This is a genomic window from Tenacibaculum finnmarkense (genome assembly GCF_900239185.1).
GTDB lineage: Bacteria > Bacteroidota > Bacteroidia > Flavobacteriales > Flavobacteriaceae > Polaribacter > Polaribacter finnmarkensis.
The window spans coordinates 46,490-67,623 of the sequence record NZ_OENA01000053.1; the positions used below are offsets into that span (position 1 = coordinate 46,490).

The 21,134-nt window shown below is 29.7% G+C and carries 18 protein-coding genes; 9 read left to right on the forward strand and 9 right to left on the reverse strand.

The features are described from left to right. Positions 1-321: 321 nt before the first annotated feature. The gene (locus AQ1689_RS06060) at positions 322-522 is read right to left on the reverse strand and encodes a dodecin family protein (protein ID WP_058885941.1); all 201 of its coding nucleotides are present in this window, start codon (positions 520-522) and stop codon (positions 322-324) included. Positions 523-705: 183 nt separating this feature from the next. On the opposite strand from AQ1689_RS06060, the gene AQ1689_RS06065 reads away from it, so the two are divergent. After that, positions 706-1,053: a toxin-antitoxin system YwqK family antitoxin gene (locus AQ1689_RS06065; protein ID WP_058886316.1), complete on the forward strand. Its 348-nt coding sequence runs from the start codon at positions 706-708 to the stop codon at positions 1,051-1,053. Positions 1,054-1,149: 96 nt separating this feature from the next. Here the strand turns inward: AQ1689_RS06065 and AQ1689_RS06070 are convergent, their stop codons facing one another. Both AQ1689_RS06070 and purN read right to left on the reverse strand, forming a co-directional pair. Next, positions 1,150-1,785, reverse strand: coding sequence for a ribonuclease H1 domain-containing protein (locus tag AQ1689_RS06070; protein ID WP_101914961.1), 636 nt, complete (start codon positions 1,783-1,785; stop codon positions 1,150-1,152). Positions 1,786-1,794: 9 nt separating this feature from the next. Next, complete coding sequence (purN, locus tag AQ1689_RS06075) at positions 1,795-2,382, reverse strand: phosphoribosylglycinamide formyltransferase (protein ID WP_101955515.1); 588 nt, start codon at positions 2,380-2,382, stop codon at positions 1,795-1,797. A gap of 178 nt (positions 2,383-2,560) precedes the next feature. Between purN and AQ1689_RS06080 the strand changes: the two genes are divergently transcribed. From AQ1689_RS06080 to pyk, 5 genes are all read left to right on the forward strand, one after another. Beyond that, positions 2,561-2,797, forward strand: coding sequence for an acyl carrier protein (locus AQ1689_RS06080; RefSeq protein ID WP_058885938.1), 237 nt, complete (start codon positions 2,561-2,563; stop codon positions 2,795-2,797). Positions 2,798-2,814: 17 nt separating this feature from the next. Then, complete coding sequence (gene fabF, locus AQ1689_RS06085; protein ID WP_101914959.1) at positions 2,815-4,065, forward strand: beta-ketoacyl-ACP synthase II; 1,251 nt, start codon at positions 2,815-2,817, stop codon at positions 4,063-4,065. Between the two features lie 6 nt (positions 4,066-4,071). Then, on the forward strand, positions 4,072-4,809 hold the full coding sequence (gene rnc / locus AQ1689_RS06090; protein ID WP_101914958.1) for a ribonuclease III: 738 nt from the start codon (positions 4,072-4,074) through the stop codon (positions 4,807-4,809). 82 nt (positions 4,810-4,891) lie between these two features. Beyond that, entirely contained in the window at positions 4,892-5,362 is a 471-nt protein-coding gene (locus AQ1689_RS06095) for an IPExxxVDY family protein (protein WP_101914957.1), read from the forward strand. Between the two features lie 3 nt (positions 5,363-5,365). Further along, positions 5,366-6,793, forward strand: a complete 1,428-nt coding sequence (gene pyk / locus AQ1689_RS06100; RefSeq protein ID WP_101955516.1) for a pyruvate kinase — start codon at positions 5,366-5,368, stop codon at positions 6,791-6,793. A 54-nt stretch (positions 6,794-6,847) separates the two neighbouring features. Here pyk and AQ1689_RS06105 read toward each other — a convergent pair whose 3' ends face one another. Further along, positions 6,848-7,198: a hypothetical protein gene (locus AQ1689_RS06105; protein ID WP_101914955.1), complete on the reverse strand. Its 351-nt coding sequence runs from the start codon at positions 7,196-7,198 to the stop codon at positions 6,848-6,850. Between the two features lie 104 nt (positions 7,199-7,302). Beyond that, positions 7,303-9,135, reverse strand: coding sequence for a hypothetical protein (locus tag AQ1689_RS06110; protein ID WP_101955517.1), 1,833 nt, complete (start codon positions 9,133-9,135; stop codon positions 7,303-7,305). Between the two features lie 947 nt (positions 9,136-10,082). On the opposite strand from AQ1689_RS06110, the gene AQ1689_RS06120 reads away from it, so the two are divergent. Together AQ1689_RS06120 and AQ1689_RS06125 are read left to right on the forward strand one after the other, a co-directional pair. After that, the gene (locus AQ1689_RS06120) at positions 10,083-10,421 is read left to right on the forward strand and encodes a single-stranded DNA-binding protein (protein WP_101955518.1); all 339 of its coding nucleotides are present in this window, start codon (positions 10,083-10,085) and stop codon (positions 10,419-10,421) included. Between the two features lie 200 nt (positions 10,422-10,621). Further along, positions 10,622-11,479 (forward strand): YitT family protein, encoded by an 858-nt coding sequence (locus tag AQ1689_RS06125; protein WP_101914657.1) that lies wholly within the window; start codon positions 10,622-10,624, stop codon positions 11,477-11,479. Positions 11,480-11,786: 307 nt separating this feature from the next. Here the strand turns inward: AQ1689_RS06125 and AQ1689_RS06130 are convergent, their stop codons facing one another. The 4 genes from AQ1689_RS06130 to metG form a co-directional block, all read right to left on the reverse strand. Beyond that, on the reverse strand, positions 11,787-13,910 hold the full coding sequence (locus AQ1689_RS06130) for a Tex family protein (protein WP_101955519.1): 2,124 nt from the start codon (positions 13,908-13,910) through the stop codon (positions 11,787-11,789). 48 nt (positions 13,911-13,958) lie between these two features. After that, positions 13,959-14,597, reverse strand: a complete 639-nt coding sequence (locus AQ1689_RS06135) for an RloB family protein (RefSeq protein WP_101955520.1) — start codon at positions 14,595-14,597, stop codon at positions 13,959-13,961. After that, positions 14,590-15,960, reverse strand: a complete 1,371-nt coding sequence (locus AQ1689_RS06140; protein WP_101955521.1) for an AAA family ATPase — start codon at positions 15,958-15,960, stop codon at positions 14,590-14,592. The genes AQ1689_RS06135 and AQ1689_RS06140 overlap by 8 nt, the downstream gene beginning before the upstream one ends. A 162-nt stretch (positions 15,961-16,122) precedes the next feature. Next, on the reverse strand, positions 16,123-18,177 hold the full coding sequence (metG, locus tag AQ1689_RS06145; RefSeq protein WP_101955522.1) for a methionine--tRNA ligase: 2,055 nt from the start codon (positions 18,175-18,177) through the stop codon (positions 16,123-16,125). Positions 18,178-18,633: 456 nt separating this feature from the next. On the opposite strand from metG, the gene AQ1689_RS06150 reads away from it, so the two are divergent. Further along, complete coding sequence (locus AQ1689_RS06150) at positions 18,634-21,081, forward strand: TonB-dependent receptor (RefSeq protein WP_101955523.1); 2,448 nt, start codon at positions 18,634-18,636, stop codon at positions 21,079-21,081. The last annotated feature ends 53 nt before the right edge of the window (positions 21,082-21,134 follow it).

A 21,134-nucleotide genomic window follows, 5' to 3' on the forward strand; every position in this document is an offset into this window, starting at 1 on the left:
CCCGCTTTCCGCACTCGCTTTTTTTATTTTTTCAAAAAGAAAAATAAAAAAGAGCTCAAACAAATGCTTCAATCGGGGCTAGGCATTGTTACTAATCTTCAACTATTTTACAAAATAGCTTGTATCTTCTTTAAAAAAAAGAGGCGCAATTGTATTCAGGTTCACATCCTGATTTGCCGTAATTTTTAGCTTTTTTTTGATGATTCTTGTCAATTCGAGTGTTTTCTTGAAGCTATTTTGACTATAGGTGTTTGTTTTTGGCTAAAAAAAAGCAGTTTTGCTTTCACAAAACCGCTTTTATAATAGTAAGTATTTATAAAATTACTTTACTTCAAAAGTAATTTTTAAGTTGACTCTAAATTCGGTAACATCATCGCCATCAACCACTGCACTTTGCGATTGTACAAATACCGATTTAATATTTTTTACCGATTTAGAAGCTTGTTTTACTGCTTTTCTTGTTGCTTCTTCCCAACTTTTATCAGAATTAGATAAAACCTCAATAACTTTCATAACTGCCATATTATTTTTGTTTAAAATAGTTAATACGCTGTGAATATAGTGATTATAAAATAAAATTAAGGATTAAATAATGTGCTAGAAAATCCCAATGTTAAATTAATGTTACGTAAATGGTTGTTTTATGTAAATTTTTTTGTATATTTGTAATATCGAAAGAGAATATTAATTTAAAAAAAAACATACATGAAAAAATTTATATTAGTTGTTTGCATATTATCTATATCATTATTGCAAGCTCAGGGTACAGAAACAACGTTTGAAAAAGAAAATGATTTAGTAAAAGCTACTTACTTTCATGAAAATGGTCAAGTAAAAGAACAAGGCTTTTTTAAAGATAAAAAATTAACAGGAACTTGGATTTCTTTTAATGAAAAAGGCATTAAAACTACGATTGCACATTATGAAGCAGGAAAAAAAGTAGGGAAATGGTTTATGTGGAAAGAAGATGGTTTAAAAGAAATTGACTACAATAATAATGTTATTGCAAGTGTTCAAACCTGGAAAGAGGAAACAAAAATGGCTATTAAATAGTTTTCAATAGCTATAGTGTGTTAACAATAATTTCTTATTGTTAATAAATTGGAAATAACCAAGTACAAATTTGTACTTGGTTATTTTTTTGTTATTTTATTTCCTACCAAAATCGGCAGGTATTTCGCCCCAAGCCTTGGTTTCCCATTTTAATATTGGGTTGTTATAGGTATTTTCTTTGAGCCATTTTTCGGCGCGTTTTATTAAAGCTAGCACATCATTATTGCTAGGGTCAAAAACAATATTGGTTCTGCATTGTTTTTTTTGAACCCAACTCATCGCTGTTCTAGAATCAGAATAAATAGGGTAGGTGTCCATTTTTTTATTCTTTAAAAGAGCAATTCCGTGTACTAAAGCTAAAAATTCACCAATATTATTGGTGCCTTTTTTAAAAGGACCTAATCTGAAAATTTCTTTTTTACTTTTTGTTAAAACACCCCTGTATTCCATTGCACCGGGGTTTCCTGAACAAGCTGCATCTACTGAAATACTTTCTAAATTTGGTGTTCCGTAGCTTGCTTTTTCTTTATCAGATAAAATAACTTTTTTGGTGTCTTTTCCTTTATAGTCATCGTAACTTTTGGTAAAAGCGATTTCGGCTTGTTTTTGATCGATAAAAGCCTTGTATTGGGCTCCTTGAAAATTGGTAATTTGCTTTTTACAAACATTCCAGGAAGTAAAAACACCTGTTTTTTGACCTTTCCAAACGACGTAATATTTTTTTTTAGCCATTTTTTGATATTACTTCTTCAAGTCTTCTTCAATAATTTTTTCAATGACCTGTTCAATAACTTGAGGAAAATTATCCTGCTCTAAAATATGAATTTTAGCGGCTATATCATCCGAAGAATCCGAAGGAATTAAAGCTGTTTTTGCCTGAAAAATAATAGCCCCTTCATCGTAATTTTCATTTACATAATGAATGGTAATACCTGTTTCAGCCTCCTTATTTTCTTTAACTGCCTTATGAACATTATTCCCATACATGCCTTTTCCACCGTATTTTGGCAGTAAAGCAGGGTGAATATTGATGATTTTATTAGGAAAAGCAGCAACTATTTTAGCAGGAATACGCCATAAAAAACCGGCAAGTACAATTATGTCAGCTTCTGCTTGTAAAAAAGATAAAACAGTGTCATCTTCTGTAAAACTCTCTTTATCAAATAATGACGCGTCAATTCGTAGGCGTTCACACCTGTCAAAAACTTTGGCATGTTCATTGTTAGATAGTACATGAGTAACGGTGGCGGTTGTACTTTTTTGAAAGTATTTAATAATATTTTCGGCATTACTACCCGAACCTGAAGCAAAAATTACAATACGTTTCATGTTAAATTTGATTATTTTGTTACTACAAAAAAAAGAATAATTATTAACAACGACGGTGTTTGTAGCAAAAGATTTAGAATTATTTTTATATAAAACATCACATTTTTGTGCAAAAGTTAGTATTAATAGCTAAGATTTGTATTTTTGCCTCGACTTTAAATTTAAAAACAAACAAATTATGTCAGACATAGCATCAAGAGTAAAAGCAATTATCGTAGATAAATTAGGAGTAGACGATAACGAAGTAGCTAACGAAGCAAGCTTCACAAATGATTTAGGAGCAGATTCATTAGATACTGTTGAATTAATCATGGAATTCGAAAAAGAATTTGATATCCAAATTCCAGACGATCAAGCAGAAAACATTGGAACTGTTGGACAGGCAGTTAGCTATATTGAAGAAGCTAAAAAATAATTTTATATAAAATTCATATGCAATTAAAACGAGTTGTAGTAACTGGACTTGGCGCATTAACGCCAATAGGAAATAATAAAGAAGAATATTGGAATAGCTTAGTTAACGGAGTTAGCGGAGCAGCGCCTATAACGTATTTCGATGCTGCCAAGTTCAAAACTCGTTTTGCATGTGAGTTAAAAAACTTTACGGTAACAGATTTCATTAACAGGAAAGATGCCCGTAAAATGGATCGCTTTACCCAATATGCAATGGTTGCTTCTGATGAAGCTATTACCGATTCAAAATTAAACCTAGACCAAATTAATAAGTTTAGAGTAGGTGTAATTTGGGGAGCTGGTATTGGAGGTTTAGAAACCTTTCAAAACGAGGCGATGAATTTTGGTGCTGGAGACGGTACACCAAGGTTTAATCCATTTTTTATCCCTAAAATGATTGCTGATATCGCACCAGGGCATATTTCTATTAAAAATGGATTTATGGGACCTAATTATACAACGGTATCTGCTTGTGCATCATCGGCAAATGCAATGATCGACGCCTTAAACTATATCCGATTAGGACACTGTGACGTTATTGTAACAGGTGGTAGTGAAGCTGCAATTACATACGCAGGTGTTGGAGGTTTTAACGCAATGCACGCACTTTCTACAAACAATGAAAACGCAACATCGGCATCAAAACCTTTTGATAGCCAACGTGACGGTTTTGTTTTAGGTGAAGGAGCAGGCGCAATTGTTTTAGAAGAGTACGAACACGCAAAAGCTCGTGGAGCTAAAATTTACGCAGAAGTTTTAGGTGGAGGTATGTCGTCAGACGCTTACCACATGACTGCACCACATCCTGAAGGAATTGGTGTTATTGCTGTAATGAAAAACTGTTTAGAAAATGCCGGTTTAAAACCAGAAGATGTTGACCATATTAATACACATGGTACTTCTACGCCATTAGGAGATGTAGCCGAATTAAAGGCTATTTCTAAGGTTTTTGGTGAGCATGCTAAGAATATCAATATTAATTCAACAAAATCAATGACAGGGCATTTGTTAGGTGCAGCTGGTGCTATTGAATCTATTGCGGCTATATTAGCAATGGAACACGGCATTATCCCACCAACAATTAACCATGTTAATGTTGATGAAAATATTAATCCTGAATTAAATTTAACGCTAAATAAACCTCAAAAAAGAAACGTGAAAGTTGCCATGAGTAATACGTTTGGTTTTGGAGGTCATAACGCTTGTGTCGTTTTTAGAAAATTAGATTAATAATATATGAATTTTCTTCGTAGAATAGTTAAGCCCCAAAATAAAGAGGATGAAATTTTTTACTACGAGTTAAAAAAACTGCTTAATTTTAAGCCAGTAAAGCTTTCTCATTATAAAAAAGCCTTTACACACAGGTCTTTAAAATTAGTAGATAAAAAAGGACGTCCTATTAATTATGAACGTTTAGAGTTTTTGGGTGATGCAATTTTAGGATCTGTAATGGCATCTTATTTATACAAAAAAGCACCCGAAGGAGATGAAGGTTATTTAACACAAATGCGCTCTAAAGTTGTGAGTAGAGAGCATTTGAATACTTTAGGGAAAGACTTAAATTTAATCCGTTTTGTAAAAAGTAATATTGCGCCAGAACATATAAGCAATAACCTTTATGGTAATATTTTTGAAGCTTTAATTGGCGCTATTTATTTAGATAGAGGCTATAATTATTGCCTTGAGTTTATTTATAAAGAAGTGGTATTGCCCTATGTTAATATTGAACGATTAGAAGGCAAAATATCTAGTTACAAGGGATATGTTATTGAGTGGTGTCAAAAAAACAAGAAAAAGTATAAATTTGAATCTTTTGAAGATTCAGGAAACCAAGCTAAAAAACACTTTAGCGTAACACTTCATATTAACGATAAAGTTACAGGAAAAGGAAGGGCTACTTCAAAAAAGAAAGCGGAAGAAATTGCCGCAAAAAGAGCTTATTTTGCGATGCAAACACAAATGGAAAAATCTTAACATAACCAGGTAAAGGTTTTCTTGAAATTCACATTATATTTAGATACATTCAGTAAATTAGCCATAAGCAAATAATTGTTTTATGGTTACTTATACATTAAATATTAATGAATTATCTATTAATGACTATACATTAATAGGTGTTCAAACAGTACTAGATGAATATAAACTAGCCTATTTACTAAATAAAACTTTAGGTACAAAGTTTAGTAAAGCAGTTTATAATTTAGACTTCAAAGAAAAACACGATACATTTTTTTACGCTGTATATGAATATAAAGATACAGCATTAGGCTACGATTGGTTTTTAATAGCCAACACTTACAAGCCTACTGATAAAACAGGAATAACAACTATTTTTAATAAAAATAATGTTGTTAAATACCTTGTTCCAGAAAAACAAAGAATAGATTATTTTTTAAAAATAGAAAGTGGTTTTGATACTGAACACATTGTAAAAACACTTGAAAAAATAAATAAAATACCTCAAATTATAACCTCATACGAAGTAGAGGTTGAATCCTTAAAGTCGAAAGATTTTTTAATATTTTAAATTATGCCACACAACAAAAAAACAAAAATTGTAGCAACCCTAGGACCTGCAATTAATACAAAAGAAATTTTAGCTGAAATGGCAGCTGCTGGAGTGAATGTTTTTAGAGTTAATTTTTCGCATGCCGATTATGATAACGTAAAAGATCGTATTCGTGAAATCAGAGAAATTAACGAAGAGAAAGGTTATAACCTGGCAATTTTAGCCGATTTACAAGGTCCTAAATTACGCGTAGGTGTTATGAATGACCATATTGAGTTAAAAGAAGGTGCTGCTTTTACTTTTACAACCCAAGAATGTATTGGTACAAACGAAAAAGCATTTATGACCTATCAACGTTTTCCTAAAGATGTAAAAGCAGGAGAACATATTTTAGTAGATGATGGAAAATTATTATTTGAAGTAGTTTCTACAGATAAAGATAAAGAAGTAGTTACCAAAGTACTTGTAGGTGGTGTTTTAAGTTCAAAAAAAGGAGTTAATTTACCAAATACGAATATTTCATTACCGGCCTTAACAGAAAAAGATAAAAAAGATGCAATTTTTGCTTTACAACAAGAAGTAGATTGGATTGCGTTATCATTTGTTAGAAATCCTGAAGATTTAAGAATGTTACGCGATTTAATAGCTCAAAATTCTATTTATAGAGTTCCTGTAATAGCTAAAATTGAAAAACCAGAAGCTGTTGAAAACATCGATGCTTTAATTCCTTATTGTGATGGATTAATGGTAGCGCGTGGTGATTTAGGTGTAGAAGTGCCAATGCAAGATGTTCCATTAATTCAAAAAATGTTGGTTCGAAGAGCTAAGCAAGCAAGAATTCCTGTAATTATTGCTACCCAAATGATGGAAACTATGATAGAAAATGCAGTTCCAACAAGAGCAGAGGTAAACGATGTTGCAAATTCAATTATGGATGGAGCAGATGCTGTAATGCTTTCTGGTGAAACATCTGTAGGAAAACACCCATTAAAAGTGATCAAAAAGATGACGGAAATTATTGGAAGTGTCGAGTTTTCAAACCTAATAGAAGTACCACAAGAAGCACCACATATTCGTACTAATAGATTTATTACAAAATCAGTATGTCATCACGCTGCTTTAATGGCAGACGATATGAAAGCATCAGCAATTACAACCTTAACAAATAGTGGTTATACGGCATTTCAGGTTTCTGCATGGCGACCAAAATCACATGTATTAGCTTTTTCATCAGAAAAAAGAATCCTTGGTAAATTAAATTTATTATGGGGTGTTCGTGCTTTTTATTACGATAGAGATTTAAGTACTGATGATACCTTAGAAGATATCAATGAAATAGCCAAAACAAAAGGTTTTGTAAAGCCAGGCGATTTTATGATTAATTTATCGTCAATGCCTGTAAAAGCAAAAGGAATGGTAAACACCTTGCGTGTATCTCAAATAGCATAGTTTTTTAATAATAGTGTTAAAAAAGCGTTTTACTTTAGTGGTAAAACGCTTTTTTTAATCTTGTTTAACTAATAAATAAAGTTCATTTTCGAGTATTAAATAACCTTGGTCATATACATAAAAATAGGTGTTTCCTGTTTTTGTAGTATATATTGATGTAATAAATTTAAAGTCAAATCCTTTGTCAAATAATGTGCGCCTGCTCACTTTTGTTTTCCCTGAAATATTTAGTTCGCTTAGTGTTTTATAGTTTTTTCGCAAGCGATTATTCGTGTTTCTAATCAGGTTTTTACTCTGTTTATTAACCTTGTTATTATAGGCATTTCTACAATAATCAGAACAGAATTTTTTATCAATTCGACCGATAACCTTGTTTTCACATTCTAAGCATTTTTTATATTCCATAAGGTCTCATATATTTATAAGTTGATGTTACAAAATAGTGTATTCTTAGAAGTATTACAACATTAGAACTTCTCAAAATAATTTTTATATAAAAGAATATCCTTTTAAAATTCTGAAAATCGTAATGCTTTACCATCGTTAAAAAAAAGATACATTTTGCTATTAATTTTTTTAAAATACTCTAATTGTAAATTATTAGTACTATCTATTTCTTCTATTGGTAAATTTGAATAGACGCATTTTTCATTAATAAGTTTTTTGTTATTGTCAAATTCTCGATACGTTATTTGGTATAAATAAGTTGTTCTATGAGTACTTACGATACCAAAGCCATTTTTATTTTTGACTATGATTGAAGAATATTTATTGTAATGGTGATTTACTGGGATAAATTTTTCGTTTACTTTTTTTAAATCAAGACTGTATGTCCATATATTAATTTTTGGATTTTTACCACTATTATAATAGTCGTCATCTTGGTTAATAAACTGAATTAAATTAGAAGATTGAATAGCCGTAAATTTATCTTGAATTTTAGATGAAACTTTACTTAGACTTATATTATTTAAATCGCTATTCATTTTTATAATATAATAATTAGTATGACTTCCAAAGGCGGTAATAAAATATTTACTAGTATTACTTCCGTAGTTTAATCTAGCAATTGAACTGTTTTTTTTATCATATTTAATATCAACTCTTTTTGTAAGCTCGGTAATACTTTTTATAGCTGTGGTTTCTCCGTTTTTAGTCTTTAGACTTACGATGTAAATTTCTTTTGTATCTTCTGTTTGAAACGTAAAAAACATATTAGTAAGATTTGTATAAGTTTGATCAATAGGAGGTCTTTTTTTGTTTTTAGTAAATTTAGGAGGAAGAATATCCTTTTTAGAAACCAAATCATAGTTATCAGTTTCTGTGTTTAGTTTATAATGAAACCATTTGAAATACTTATTTATTAAATATAAGTGATCATTATTACTTTCAATTGCTTTAATGCCATTAGGAATATTTTTGGGATTAAACTTTCTTTTAAAATCTTTTCCTTGCTCAAGGTCAAAAGCTAAAATTTGTTTGTTTTGATAGCTTTTATAGTTAGGATTTACTTCTATTCGTAAAATTTGATTATTACTTGAATTAATATTAAATTTTGCTGGATCTCTAAAATTGTTATTGAAATATGAAGGTTTACTCCAGTTTTTTGAGTTGCAGTCTTTCAGTGTTTTAGGTTCGGTATTTATGGTGTTTTTAAACCATTCTTGCCACTGTTTTTTAGTCCAATTATCTCTATCGATTTCCCTAAATAAATTTGCGACATAATGTAATTGTTGCTTTGCTAAATGGGAAATTGATTTTTTATAAAAAACAGATTTTGATTCAAATTCTCTTAGATATTTACCAGTTATCCCACAATTTCTAGAGCTAGTTTTAATGACGACTTCTTTTGGGTTATCAATATTTTCAATCCATTCTTTGGTGTAGGTTAGTTTATGCTGATTGCCTTTTACCTGCCTGTATTCAACGGTATCTTTGATTGTTGATATTTTAAAAAACTCCTTGTTTATATCACTTGAAATTATATCATTTTTAATGTAGTAAACAAACGGATTATCAGGAGTGAGTTGGCATACTTTTAGATTAAGAATTTTACCTTTACTATCATTAAATTCATACCCATGTTTTGAGGGAATTATTACTAAATGTTTTCTCTCGTATTTTATTGCATCTTCTTCTGTAAGCATTAAAATAAACCCATATTCAGGCAAAATAAGATGTCCTTTTGTCTTTATAAATAATGCTCTTTGAACTTCTTTACTAATATATAAAGTGCTGTTTTGCTCCATAAATTTTCCAGAAACAGCAACTACTTTCTCTTGAGCAGAAAGATTTCTTAAACAATTAAATAAAATTAAAGTAAAAACTATTTTTATATTCATTTTACATTAGTTATAGCGTTTATATATAAGATTAGTTGCGTGTTTTAAGCACTAAAGTTAGTAAATAAATCACGGATAGAAAGTCTGCAAGGACTTTCGTAAATTGGCTAAAATCAGCAATTAATCTTATACTGTGCTGGCTATCAGTATTTTGTTTTTAGCCTTCGTTTTTCGGCATTAATTTACTCTAAAACACTAATTTATATTCATAAAAGTTATTTGTATGTCAACTATTCTTTAGTTTCTGATTGTACTTTGTATAAATAATCCAGCCTACATATGTTAATATTGAGGTAAACCACCCAGGAAAACAAAAAATAATGGCAACCATAGGTGTAGGCAACAAACAATTCCTTGGATATCTAATTCTTCCTTCAGAATCTGCGATAGGTTCGGGTTTGTTCATTTCGAAAATAATTTGGAAAAACACAAAATAAAACAATAAACTTAAAAACAATATGAACCCATTTGTCATTTTATTTCCTTTATATTTATGTAGTACTAATTGTATTAAAAGTATTAGAAAATAAAATACTATCAAAAGATATGACATAATTCTTTTTTATATTAAGTATGCAACTGCAAATTCTTGTTTTTTCAAATATTCAAATATTAATTGTAAAAAGGTTTATCATTCCATTGCTTAAAAAAAATTATAATGTTTCGTTGTTCAGTATTTCCTTTTTAGTTTAATATTCCCATCGTTACTCTTATATTCTAACTAAACGTTAGCATAAAGTAATTATTTTCTTTCCCGAAAAAAGGGGGAATTGTAGCCAACTTTCTGATAAAATACAAATAATTAAAAAACAATTAAACGTTTACATTCATTTACAAACGAAAACAAACGATTACTAACCGATTAGAGGTTCAATACTGTTTCATCTTTGCAGTGTCAATTTATTTGAAAGGCAATTTAAAATTATTTAACTATAAAAACAAACACGATGAACGCATTAAAAAACAAAGTACAGTTAGTAGGAAATTTAGGAAATGATCCAGAAATAATTACATTAGAAAGTGGTAAAAAGTTAGCTAAATTTTCATTAGCAACTAACGAAACCTATAAAAATTCTGCTGGTGAAAAAGTAACAGATACACAATGGCATAATTTAATAGCCTGGGGTAAAATTACTGAGCTTATTGAAAAATACCTAAAAAAAGGCAAAGAAGTAATGGTTGAAGGTAAATTAACCTATCGTTTTTATGAAACTTCGGAAGGTGAAAAACGATATGTAACTGAAATAACGGTAACTGAATTTTTAATGTTGGGAGCTAAACAATAGCCTAATTATTTGGCTAAAAGTTAGCTGTATTTTAAAATAGAACTAAAACATGATTATTTACATAAAACCACTAAATGTAAATAAACGGTGCGTTAAACTTAATTTGCGGTTAATTTTACTCAAATAAATAACATTAAAAACACTCTTACTTTTTAATATTAGAGGTATTTTTGCCCCCTAAAAAAATAAAATAATAAAAAATGAATATTATAAAATTAAAAAATGAGTTAAAAAATTATTTTTTTATACTCAGTGGTAGTTTAATTTTAGCGATTGGTGTTGTTGGGTTTTTAGCACCAAATAAAATTGCAACAGGGGGTACTTCAGGTTTATCGATTGTATTGAATTATATTTCCAATATCCCGATAGGGATGTTGTTGTTAATTACAAACGCTCCTCTATTATTAATAAGTGTAAAATACATCGGAAAACGTTTTGCTTTTAGAACCATGATCTCTATTGTTTCCTTGGCTTTATATATTGATTTATTTAGAGAGGTTTTTAAATTTCCTGCATTAAGCGACAATACATTGTTATCGACTATTTATGGTGGTGTTTGTGTAGGCTTAGGAATTGGAGTTATTTTTAAAGGAGATGCATCGGCAGGTGGAGGTGCTATTATAGCACGTATTTTAAAAGATAAATACGATTTTAAACCAGGAACAGTAATTTTAACTTTAGATATTTTAATCGTTCTTTTATCAGCTCTTGTTTTTAAAGATTTAGAACTTGCTTTGTGGGCGATGCTAAGTATTTTTGTAGCAAGTAAATTTATAGATTTAGTAGTTACAGGACGTAAGCAAAATAAAATTGTACATATTGCTTCGGAAGATTTAGAAGCACTTAAAAAGATAATTGCATATAAAATGGGGGTTTCAGGAACATTGATACAAGGAAATAATTTGTCTCAAAGCAATCAGCGAAACATCATTTTTTTATCAATCAATAAAAATAGGATTATGACCCTTAAAAATTTGGTTGAAAAGCACGATCCAGAAGCTTATATGATTGTTTTAGAAGCAACCGAATTATTAGGTTCTTCAAATGCAGTTAAGTAAAATATTTAGAATTAGACCTCACAGCTTTTAAAACCTGCGAGGTCTGTTTTGTTATTTCGAGAAGATTAAATAAACGTTATGCTGAACTAAATTCGCGTTGACAGATGCAGTTTCTTCTTTTTCTGTGGTATTTTTATTTGATAACTTATGATTTTAAATTATCTAATAATTAAAAAATGTGTACAAATTCCTAGCCCCGATTGTAGCATTTGTTTGAGCTCTTTTTTTGATTTTTCTTCAAAAAAAAGCGAGTGCGGAAAGCGGGAAATTGCTTCTAATAATTATTTATTTTATCTTTTAAAAAATATTAGAAATTCATAGAAAGTTGAATGCGTTTTCTTGTTACATCGACCTCTAAAACCTTTACTTGTACATGCTGATTTAAAGTAACATGTTCATTAATATCTTTCACAAAAGTATTTGAAAGATTAGAAACATGAACTAAACCACTTTCTTTAATTCCGATATCGACAAAACAACCAAAATTTGTAATATTGTTGATAATTCCTGGAAGAATCATTGCTGTTTTTAAATCATCAATTGTTTTAACATGTTCGTTAAAACTAAATTCTTTTGCTTTTTCTCGAGGATCTAATCCAGGTTTTTCTAATTCTTTTACAATATCCTGAAGGGTTGGTAATCCGTAAGAATCGGTAATATATTGCTGTAATTTCAATTGTTTTAAAACCGAGTTATTTCCTATTAAATCGATGATTTTATTGCCAGAATCTTTAGCCATTTGTTTAACTAACGAATAACATTCTGGATGAACAGCCGAATTATCTAAAGGATTATCGCCATTTTTAATACGTAAAAAACCTGCGGATTGTTCAAAAGCTTTTCCGCCTAAACGAGGAACTTTTTTAATGGCAGTTCTGTTTTTAAAAGCGCCATTTTCATTTCGATAATTTACAATATTTTCGGCTAGTTTTGCACCAATTCCCGAAACAGCACTTAACAACGAAACACTAGCAGTATTTATATTTACGCCCACTTTATTTACACAATGTTCAACAACGATATCTAATGATTTTTTTAGTTTTCCTTGTTCTACATCATGTTGATATTGCCCAACGCCAATCGATTTTGCGTCAATTTTAACCAATTCCGCAAGCGGATCAGCCAATCTTCGACCAATAGAAATTGCACCACGAACGGTAATATCATAATCAGGAAATTCATCTCTAGCAATTTTTGAAGCCGAATAAATAGACGCTCCAGCTTCACTAATAACAAAAACCGAAATATTATTTTTAAAAGCTATTTTTTTGATAAACTGTTCCGTTTCTCTTGATGCAGTTCCGTTACCAATTGCAATGGCTTCAATGTTATGTTTTTTAGCTAAAGCACTTATTTTTTGTATTGCTTCGTCAGATTTATGTTGTGGTGCATGTGGATAAATAGTATCGTTTTGTAATAAATCGCCTTGTTTATTTAAGCAAACCACTTTACAACCCGAGCGAAAACCAGGGTCAATTGCCAAAATTCGCTTTTCGCCTAACGGAGCACTTAATAAAAGTTGTTGTAAGTTTTTTGTAAATACTGTTATCGCACTTTCATCTGCTTTTTCTTTAGCAATTACCATTGCTTCATTTGTTAAAGCGGGTAATAATAAACGTTTATAAGCATCGGCAATAGCGATTTCAATTTGTTGACTACAATTATTTTGAGAACGAATAACACTATTTTCTATTTTCTGAATTGCTCTTTCGTTATCTATGTCAATTTTTATTCTGATAAAACCTTCTTTTTCGGCACGAAGAATTGCTAAAAACCGATGAGAAGGAATTCTATTAAAACTTTCATTCCAGTCAAAATAATCTTTAAATTTTTGAGCGTTTTCTTCTTCTTTTTTTGTTTTTACAACTTTAGTATTGATAACAGAAAAACGTGCTAATTCTTTACGAATATTATTTCGAACATCGGTGCGTTCATTTATCCATTCAGAAATAATATGTCGTGCGCCTTCTAAGGCTTTTTCTTCGGATGAAACTTCGTTGTTTTTATATTTTGATGCTGTAAATTCTAAGTCATTTATACGCTGACTTAGTATCATTTTTGCCAAAGGTTCTAATCCGTTTTTACGAGCAGTTTCGGCTTTTGTTTTTCGTTTCTTTTTATAAGGAAGATACATATCTTCTAAATCAGTAATATTTTCTGTTTTATCAATCTTATTTTTTAGTTCATCGGTTAAAGCATCTTGTTCTTTAATGGCTTTGATGATTGTTTTTTTTCTCTTTTCAAGGATTTCAAATTGCTCTTTTAATTCGACTATTAAACCGATTTCAACTTCATCTAAATTACCAGTTTTTTCTTTTCTGTAACGAGCAATAAAAGGAATGGTACAATCTTCATTTAATAATTCAATAGTACTTTGAATCGATTTTAAAGAAATTTGACAGCGAGAAATTATGTAGTTTATGAGTTGCATTTTATTGATAATAGAGATAATTAATATTATTTTTTAAGTCAAAATGATTTAAGAATATTTTAATAATTCTTCAATCAATAAATAAACTTTACTGTTTTTTTTATCAGGTATTAGCTCTTCTTTATTAAAATCTGAATTTTTACATCTTTCAATTGCTTCTTTTATCAAATCAATATCAATAAATTCGTGAGGATATTTCAACTTTTGAAGGTTTCCAAATTCCTTCTTTATCTCGCTAGATTTGGTGGAAGTAATTTTAGATAAATCGTCAATATGAGCCCATAACCAAACTTCAAAACAATAATTACTGATATAAACGCCAGAATTTTCAAGTTGATTCGAAAATTCAATTAGTTCATCAATTTGTTCAATCGGGTGCTTGTCACGATCGAATACAAAACGAAACTTATCATCTGAAGCAGGGGTTACAGAAATATTTACAGGAGGATTATCAATAAACGATTCAACTCTCTCTTTTATCTTTAAAGGAGTATTCCCTGCTATACCTGTATCTTCTTCTAAAACATGACAAACAAAAGCCTTCTTTTTATCGATTATTTTTTCGTTAAAAGCTTCAAAATAGTTAGGCTCTTTACTTTTTCCTTCATATACTATAAAGAATTTTGTAGCATCTTCAGTAGGTTCATTTTTATTATAATCTTCATAGGAATATTTTTTTCTATTCATCTGTAATAGTTTCAAGTTTAGAAAAATCACCTAAAAAAGGAATACCACCATACCTACCTTGTAAATATCCTTTTCGAATATTTTTATCTTCTCTAGGTTTAAATTTACTTAAAGGATAAAACTCAGTGCTTTCATTCGTTTTTTTCTCAGCAAACCAAATTTCATCTTGCCTGAAAAGGTCAAAGTCTAATAATTGACTTTCGTGAGTTGTAAATATTAATTGATTATTTTTTGTGTTTTTTGTAGAAAATAATTTAACTAATTCTTTAACAAGAATTGGATGCATACTTCTTTCAAGTTCATCAATTATAAAAACAGTATTATCACCATTTATTAAATCATCAAAAGCAGGAGATAATTCAAATAATCTATTTGTTCCATCAGATTCTTCATGAAAATCAAATAATTCATCAGATAAATGATGTTTTGTTTTTAATAATGAAACAAAATAATTGTCTTCATGTTTTTTAAAACAATGGTATTGATTTCTTCTAGAAAAAGTAACTGCTACATTATCTTCGTTAATATTTTCTTTACTAGCTATTCCTTCTTCAAGCTTTTCAATTAAATCATTTTTAAAATCATTTTCTTCATAACTAAAAAAGGTATCCGCATTTATTTCTTTAATAACTAATTTATCTATACCTGTTTTTGCATTATTTAAAATTTCAGATGCAAAGTTATGAGATATTTTTCCAGTTAAAATTGAGGTTCCATAATTTAAGTCAAAGGAATTTGGACTGATAATATTTAGTTCAGAAAAAGCTTCTTTGATTAAGTTTAAAATTTTGTTGTTTTTTACTCTATTATTATCGGAAGCATTTAAAACGGTTTGGTTATTTTTTAATTCGTTATTTAAAAATTCTTTAAAGTATGAAATACTTTCTTCCGAAAAATAAGTTCCAAAACTGATGATGTTATTCTTTCTATTAAAAAGTAATTCTTCTTGATTTTTTTTTATAGAATTTATCTTATATAGCCATTCTTCGGTTATTTTTCCTTTGTGAATTTCTATGGCATAATCGAAATGAATATCTTTATATACACATTCAATTCTAAAAGTTGTTGGAAGTTCTTTGTATTCTTTATCTAATCTAAAACGTTTACTAATTGGAATTAAATTTTCATTAGGTTCAGTATAAACAACTAAATCTTTTAAATATTCAATAGCTTTTATTAAATTACTTTTACCTGAAGCATTAGCACCGTATAAAGCGGCTGTTTTTAAAATATTTACACCAGAAGCTGATTTATGTACATGATTTTCATGCTTCATATAACCATTTCCTTTTCCTGTTAGCATATTGAATTCCGTTTCTTCTTTAAAAGACATAAAGTTACTTACGGTAAATCGGATAAGCATAATTTTGATTTTTTCGTTATTATTTAGGTAAATTTAATAAAAAGACTTTTAATAAAAGAGTATAAAGTGTATTTTAACGAAAAAAACGAAATAACTTAATAGAACAAAAAAAACCTCGCAAATTATTGCGAGGTTTCAAATATAGTAAAATGTTATTTTTATTTAAGAAATAAACTCTCCGTTTGTTACCTTTTCAGAAGGTTGTGCAAAGGCTAATTTACCATCAGGAGTATCAATCATTAAAATCATTCCTTGGCTTTCGATTCCTTTTAATTTACGTGGTGCTAAATTACAAACTACAGAAACTTGTTGCCCGATAATATCTTCAGGTTTAAAGCTTTCAGCAATACCCGAAACAATTGTTCTAGTATCAAGTCCAACATCAACAGTAAGTTTTAATAATTTTTTAGTTTTTGCTACTTTTTCCGCTGCTGTAATAGTTCCTACACGGATATCTATTTTTGTGAAATCATCAAATTCAATGGTTTCTTTTTGAGGCTCTAAAACTCTGTTTTCAGCTTCGTTTGCTTTTTTAGTAGCTTCTAATTTTGCTAATTGTTTTTCAATTTCAACATCTTCAATTTTAGAAAACAATAATTCTGCTTCATTAATTTGATGATTTTCTTGAATTAAAATATCTTTTTCTGATACATCATTCCAAGTTAAAGCGGTATCAATATTTAAAATTCCTTTTAATTTAGTAGATGTAAAAGGTAAAAAAGGTTCTGATAAAATAGCCAATCCAGCAGCAATTTGTAACGCTACATTCATAATTGTTTTGGTGCGTTCTGCATCAACCTTAATCATTTTCCAAGGCTCTTCATCAGCTAAATATTTATTTCCTAAACGCGCTAAATTCATTAATTCTTGAGAAGCTTCTCTAAAACGGTAACGTTCAATTGATTTCGCAATTACATTAGGAAACTCTTTTAAAGTAGCTAAAGTATCTTCATCAATCTCTAATAATTCCCCTGCAGGTGGTACCTGCCCGTCGTAATATTTATTTGTTAAAACAACTACACGGTTTATAAAGTTTCCGAAAATTGCTACTAACTCATTATTATTTTTTGCTTGAAAATCTTTCCAAGTAAAATCGTTGTCTTTACTTTCAGGAGCATTTGCTGTTAACGTATAACGTAAAACATCTTGCTGATTAGGGAAATCTTCTAAATATTCGTGTAACCAAACCGCCCAGTTTTTAGAAGTCGATAATTTATTACCTTCTAAATTTAAAAATTCGTTGGCTGGTACATTTTCAGGTAAAATATAATCTCCATGCGCTTTTAACATCGATGGAAAAATAAGACAGTGAAATACAATATTATCTTTTCCGATAAAATGTACTAATTTAGTATCGTCTTTTTTCCAATAATCTTCCCAGTTTTTACCCTCACGAGCAGCCCATTCTTTGGTTGATGAAATATATCCGATAGGCGCATCAAACCAAACATATAATACTTTTCCTTCACCACCTTTTACAGGCACAGGAATTCCCCAGTCTAAATCACGAGTTACCGCTCTTGGGCGTAATCCGTCATCAATCCAAGATTTACATTGCCCTAAAACGTTTGGTTTCCAGTCACTTTTATGACCTTCTAAAATCCATTTACGTAAAAAATCTTCATGTTTATCTAAAGGTAAAAACCAGTGTTTTGTTTCTTTTAAAGAAGGAACGTTTCCAGTAATTGCCGATTTCGGATTGATTAAATCTGTTGCGTTATGGCTTGTTCCACATTTTTCACATTGATCTCCGTAGCTTTCTTCGTTACCACATTTTGGGCAAGTTCCAACTACAAAACGATCTGCTAAATATTGATTTGCTTCTGCATCGTATAATTGCTCAGTAACTTCTTCAATAAATTCGCCATCATTATGCATTTTGATGAAAAAATCAGAAGCTGTTTCATGATGAATCTTAGAAGAGGTACGAGAATAATTATCAAAATAAATACCAAAATCAACAAATGATTTTTTAATAATTCCGTGGTATTTATCAATAATATGCTGCGGGGTAACGCCTTCTTTTTTTGCACGCATTGGTATTGCTACACCATGCTCATCAGATCCGCAAATAAAAGCAACATCTTTTGCTTTTCCACGTAAAAAACGTGCGTAAATATCTCCAGGAACATAAACACCTGCTAAATGCCCAATATGTATAGGACCGTTTGTGTAAGGTAATGCTGCTGTAATGGTATATCTTTTTGGTGTAGTCATTTTAAGAATCAATTTTGATAGGCAAAAATACTTAAAATTAAATTGCTTTTTAGAGCCTGTTTAAAAATTAAATAAACTGTCCGTTCGAGTGATTTTTTTCCTTTAAAAAAATGGTGTCCAGAACTTTTTAGCATAAAATTCATCAAGCTAAAAGAATTCAAATTTTCGATACAGTTTTAATTTCTTTTAGTCTTTAAAATGATTTGAATTGACAAAAATCATCAAAAAAAAAGCTAAAAATTAGGGGGAATTAGGGTGCGAAGCTGAATTAAATTCCCTTTGATATATTCGATTACTAATTTTTTAGTTACAAAACTTTTTTAGAGGAAGTTTAAACAGCTTTTTAAAATTCAGAAAATATCTTTTAAAATAGTTATTTTTATTTTGTCTAAATAAGAATAGTAATGTATTTTTGTCTTCGTTTAAAAAAAATTATAAATAAAACATATAAATAAGATGAATAATAAAGGACTATTACTACTAATGATGTTTGTAACATCCGTCATTTTTTCTCAAGATTTAAAAACAATACAAGGGAAAATCACAGATAAAAATGGAACTCCAATTGAAAATGTAACAATCATATTATCTGATATTAATAAAGGGGTGTATTCTAACAGTAAAGGAGCATTTATTTTAGATAAGATAAAGTCGAATAAAATATGTTTGAAAATTTCAAAAATAGGCTATGGAAGTATTACAAAAAACATGACTTTATCGGCTGAAAATAATTTTGTGAGCCTGGTAATGTCGTCTAAAATGGAGGCGTTAAAAGAGGTTATTGTAAACTGTAGTTTAGATAAAATAAATAAATCGAAAGTATCGACCAATAGGTTAGGGGCAAAAGCGATTGACATGCCTAACTCGTCTGATGTTGTAAGTAAATCATTAATTGAGCAACAACAAGCCTTAACTTTAGGAGAGGTAATGACCAATGTTTCGGGGGTTTTTCAATTTAATAAAGGATACGGAGGAGTTTCAGAAACCTTTGGAGCAAGAGGTTTAAGTTCGCGTTATTTAGGTTTTATGTTTAGAGATGGAACTCGTTTTGGAACCAATCAATATTTAGCAACTCCTGAATTAGAATCATTTGAAAAAGTGGAGGTTTTAAAAGGTGGAGCGGCTATTAATTTTGGATATGTTTCGCCAGGAGCAACCATAAATTATGTAACTAAAAAGCCATTTTTTGAAAATAAAGGAAGTATTTCTTTTAGATATGGAAGCTACGATTTTATCAAGCCAACCTTAGATTATAATTTTAAATTATCAGAAAAATTAGCCTTCCGATTTGTTTCAACAACCGATATGGCAAACAGTTTTAGAGAAACTGTAAAAACCAGTCGTCATTTTAATTATGGAGCTTTTAGGTATTTAGCATCAGAGAATACTACCATTGATTTGAACCTAGAATATTTAAAAGACAAGCGTCCGTTTGATTTCGGATTGCCAATTTTTGAAGATAAAATTATCACAGGATATACCACCGATGCTAAGGGGGATAAAAAACCTGTTTATCTGCAGCAAAAAGGACAGCAACGTTTGTATTCTAAAGTAACAAAAGATCTAAGAAAAAGGTTTATTGGAAGCCCTTTTAATAACAGAAATTCAAATCAATTTAATGCTAATTTAAAATTAGATTCTCAATTAGACGAGCAATGGAATTTAAGCATTGCCTTAGGAACGTCAATTTCTGATTATGATTATATTAGAACAGGAAGTGGTTTTTCGAATCAGTATTTTTTAGAAGGAAATGATCTTAGAATTAGCAGAACTTTAGAAAAACAATCTTGGATTGAAAACGGTTTTGGGGCACAAATTAATTTAACAGGTAAATATGCTGTTTTAGGAATGAAAAACCGCAGTAGTTTTAGTATTGATTATGATAATAGGAATCAAAAAACAGTAAACTATAATTCGATAAGAGGTTTTGACGATGTTTATTTATTCAATAAAAATACAACTCAAAAGGCTGCCGTAGCAATGGATAAATCTTATTTAGGCGATACTAAATTTTCAGGTGTAGGTATTTCGTTTCAAAATTTATTAAGTATTACTGATTATTTAAACGTATTAGCATCTGTAAGAATGGATGTTGTTGATGGTAGTTCAGAAAATGTTTATTTAATCGATTACAGCGATAATAAACCAGGAGATATTGTATTGAAAGAATATGATGATGTCGCTTTTACACCAAGTATCGGTTTAACGTATAAACTTACAGAAGATAATTCAATTTTTGCAAGTTTTACAAATACTTTTAATCCTAATAATAGGTTCAGGTTAAATGATGATGATGATATTTTACCGTCATTTTACACAAATCAATTTGAACTAGGAACAAAAAATAGTTTTTACGACGGAAAATTTAATGTAAATGCTACATATTATATCATCAATAGCGATGGTTATGTAACAAGTCCTAATAGACCCGAAAGACACGCCATCGGTTCAGGAACAAAATATAAAGGTTTAGAGTTTGATATTTCTGCAAAACCTTTTGAAGGATTAACATTAAGTGCAAATTATTCTTATATAGATGCCGAATATGGCGAAGGCGGATTTTTTAAAGCAGGAACTAGACCACAGCAAACTCCAGAACATCAGTTAGGATTTTGGTCTAATTATAAATTTAATAGCGGTGCTTTAAAAAATTTCTCTCTTAATTTTGGAGGTCAATATACAAGTGAACGCCTTGGAAACGATTTTTATAAAGGAAATAATCCATATATCCAAAAGGCATACACATTGTTAAATGCGGGTGTTGGTTATCAGCAAAAAAACTTTGATGTGAATTTAAAAGTAACCAATATTTTAGATGAATTTACATTTTTTGCCTATCGATATGGTAGTGTAAATCCGATAGACCCAACACAATTTAGTTTAACAACACGATACAGATTTTAATTCCCCAAGATGAACCGATACAATTTTATAGTTTTAAAAATTGTATCGGTTTC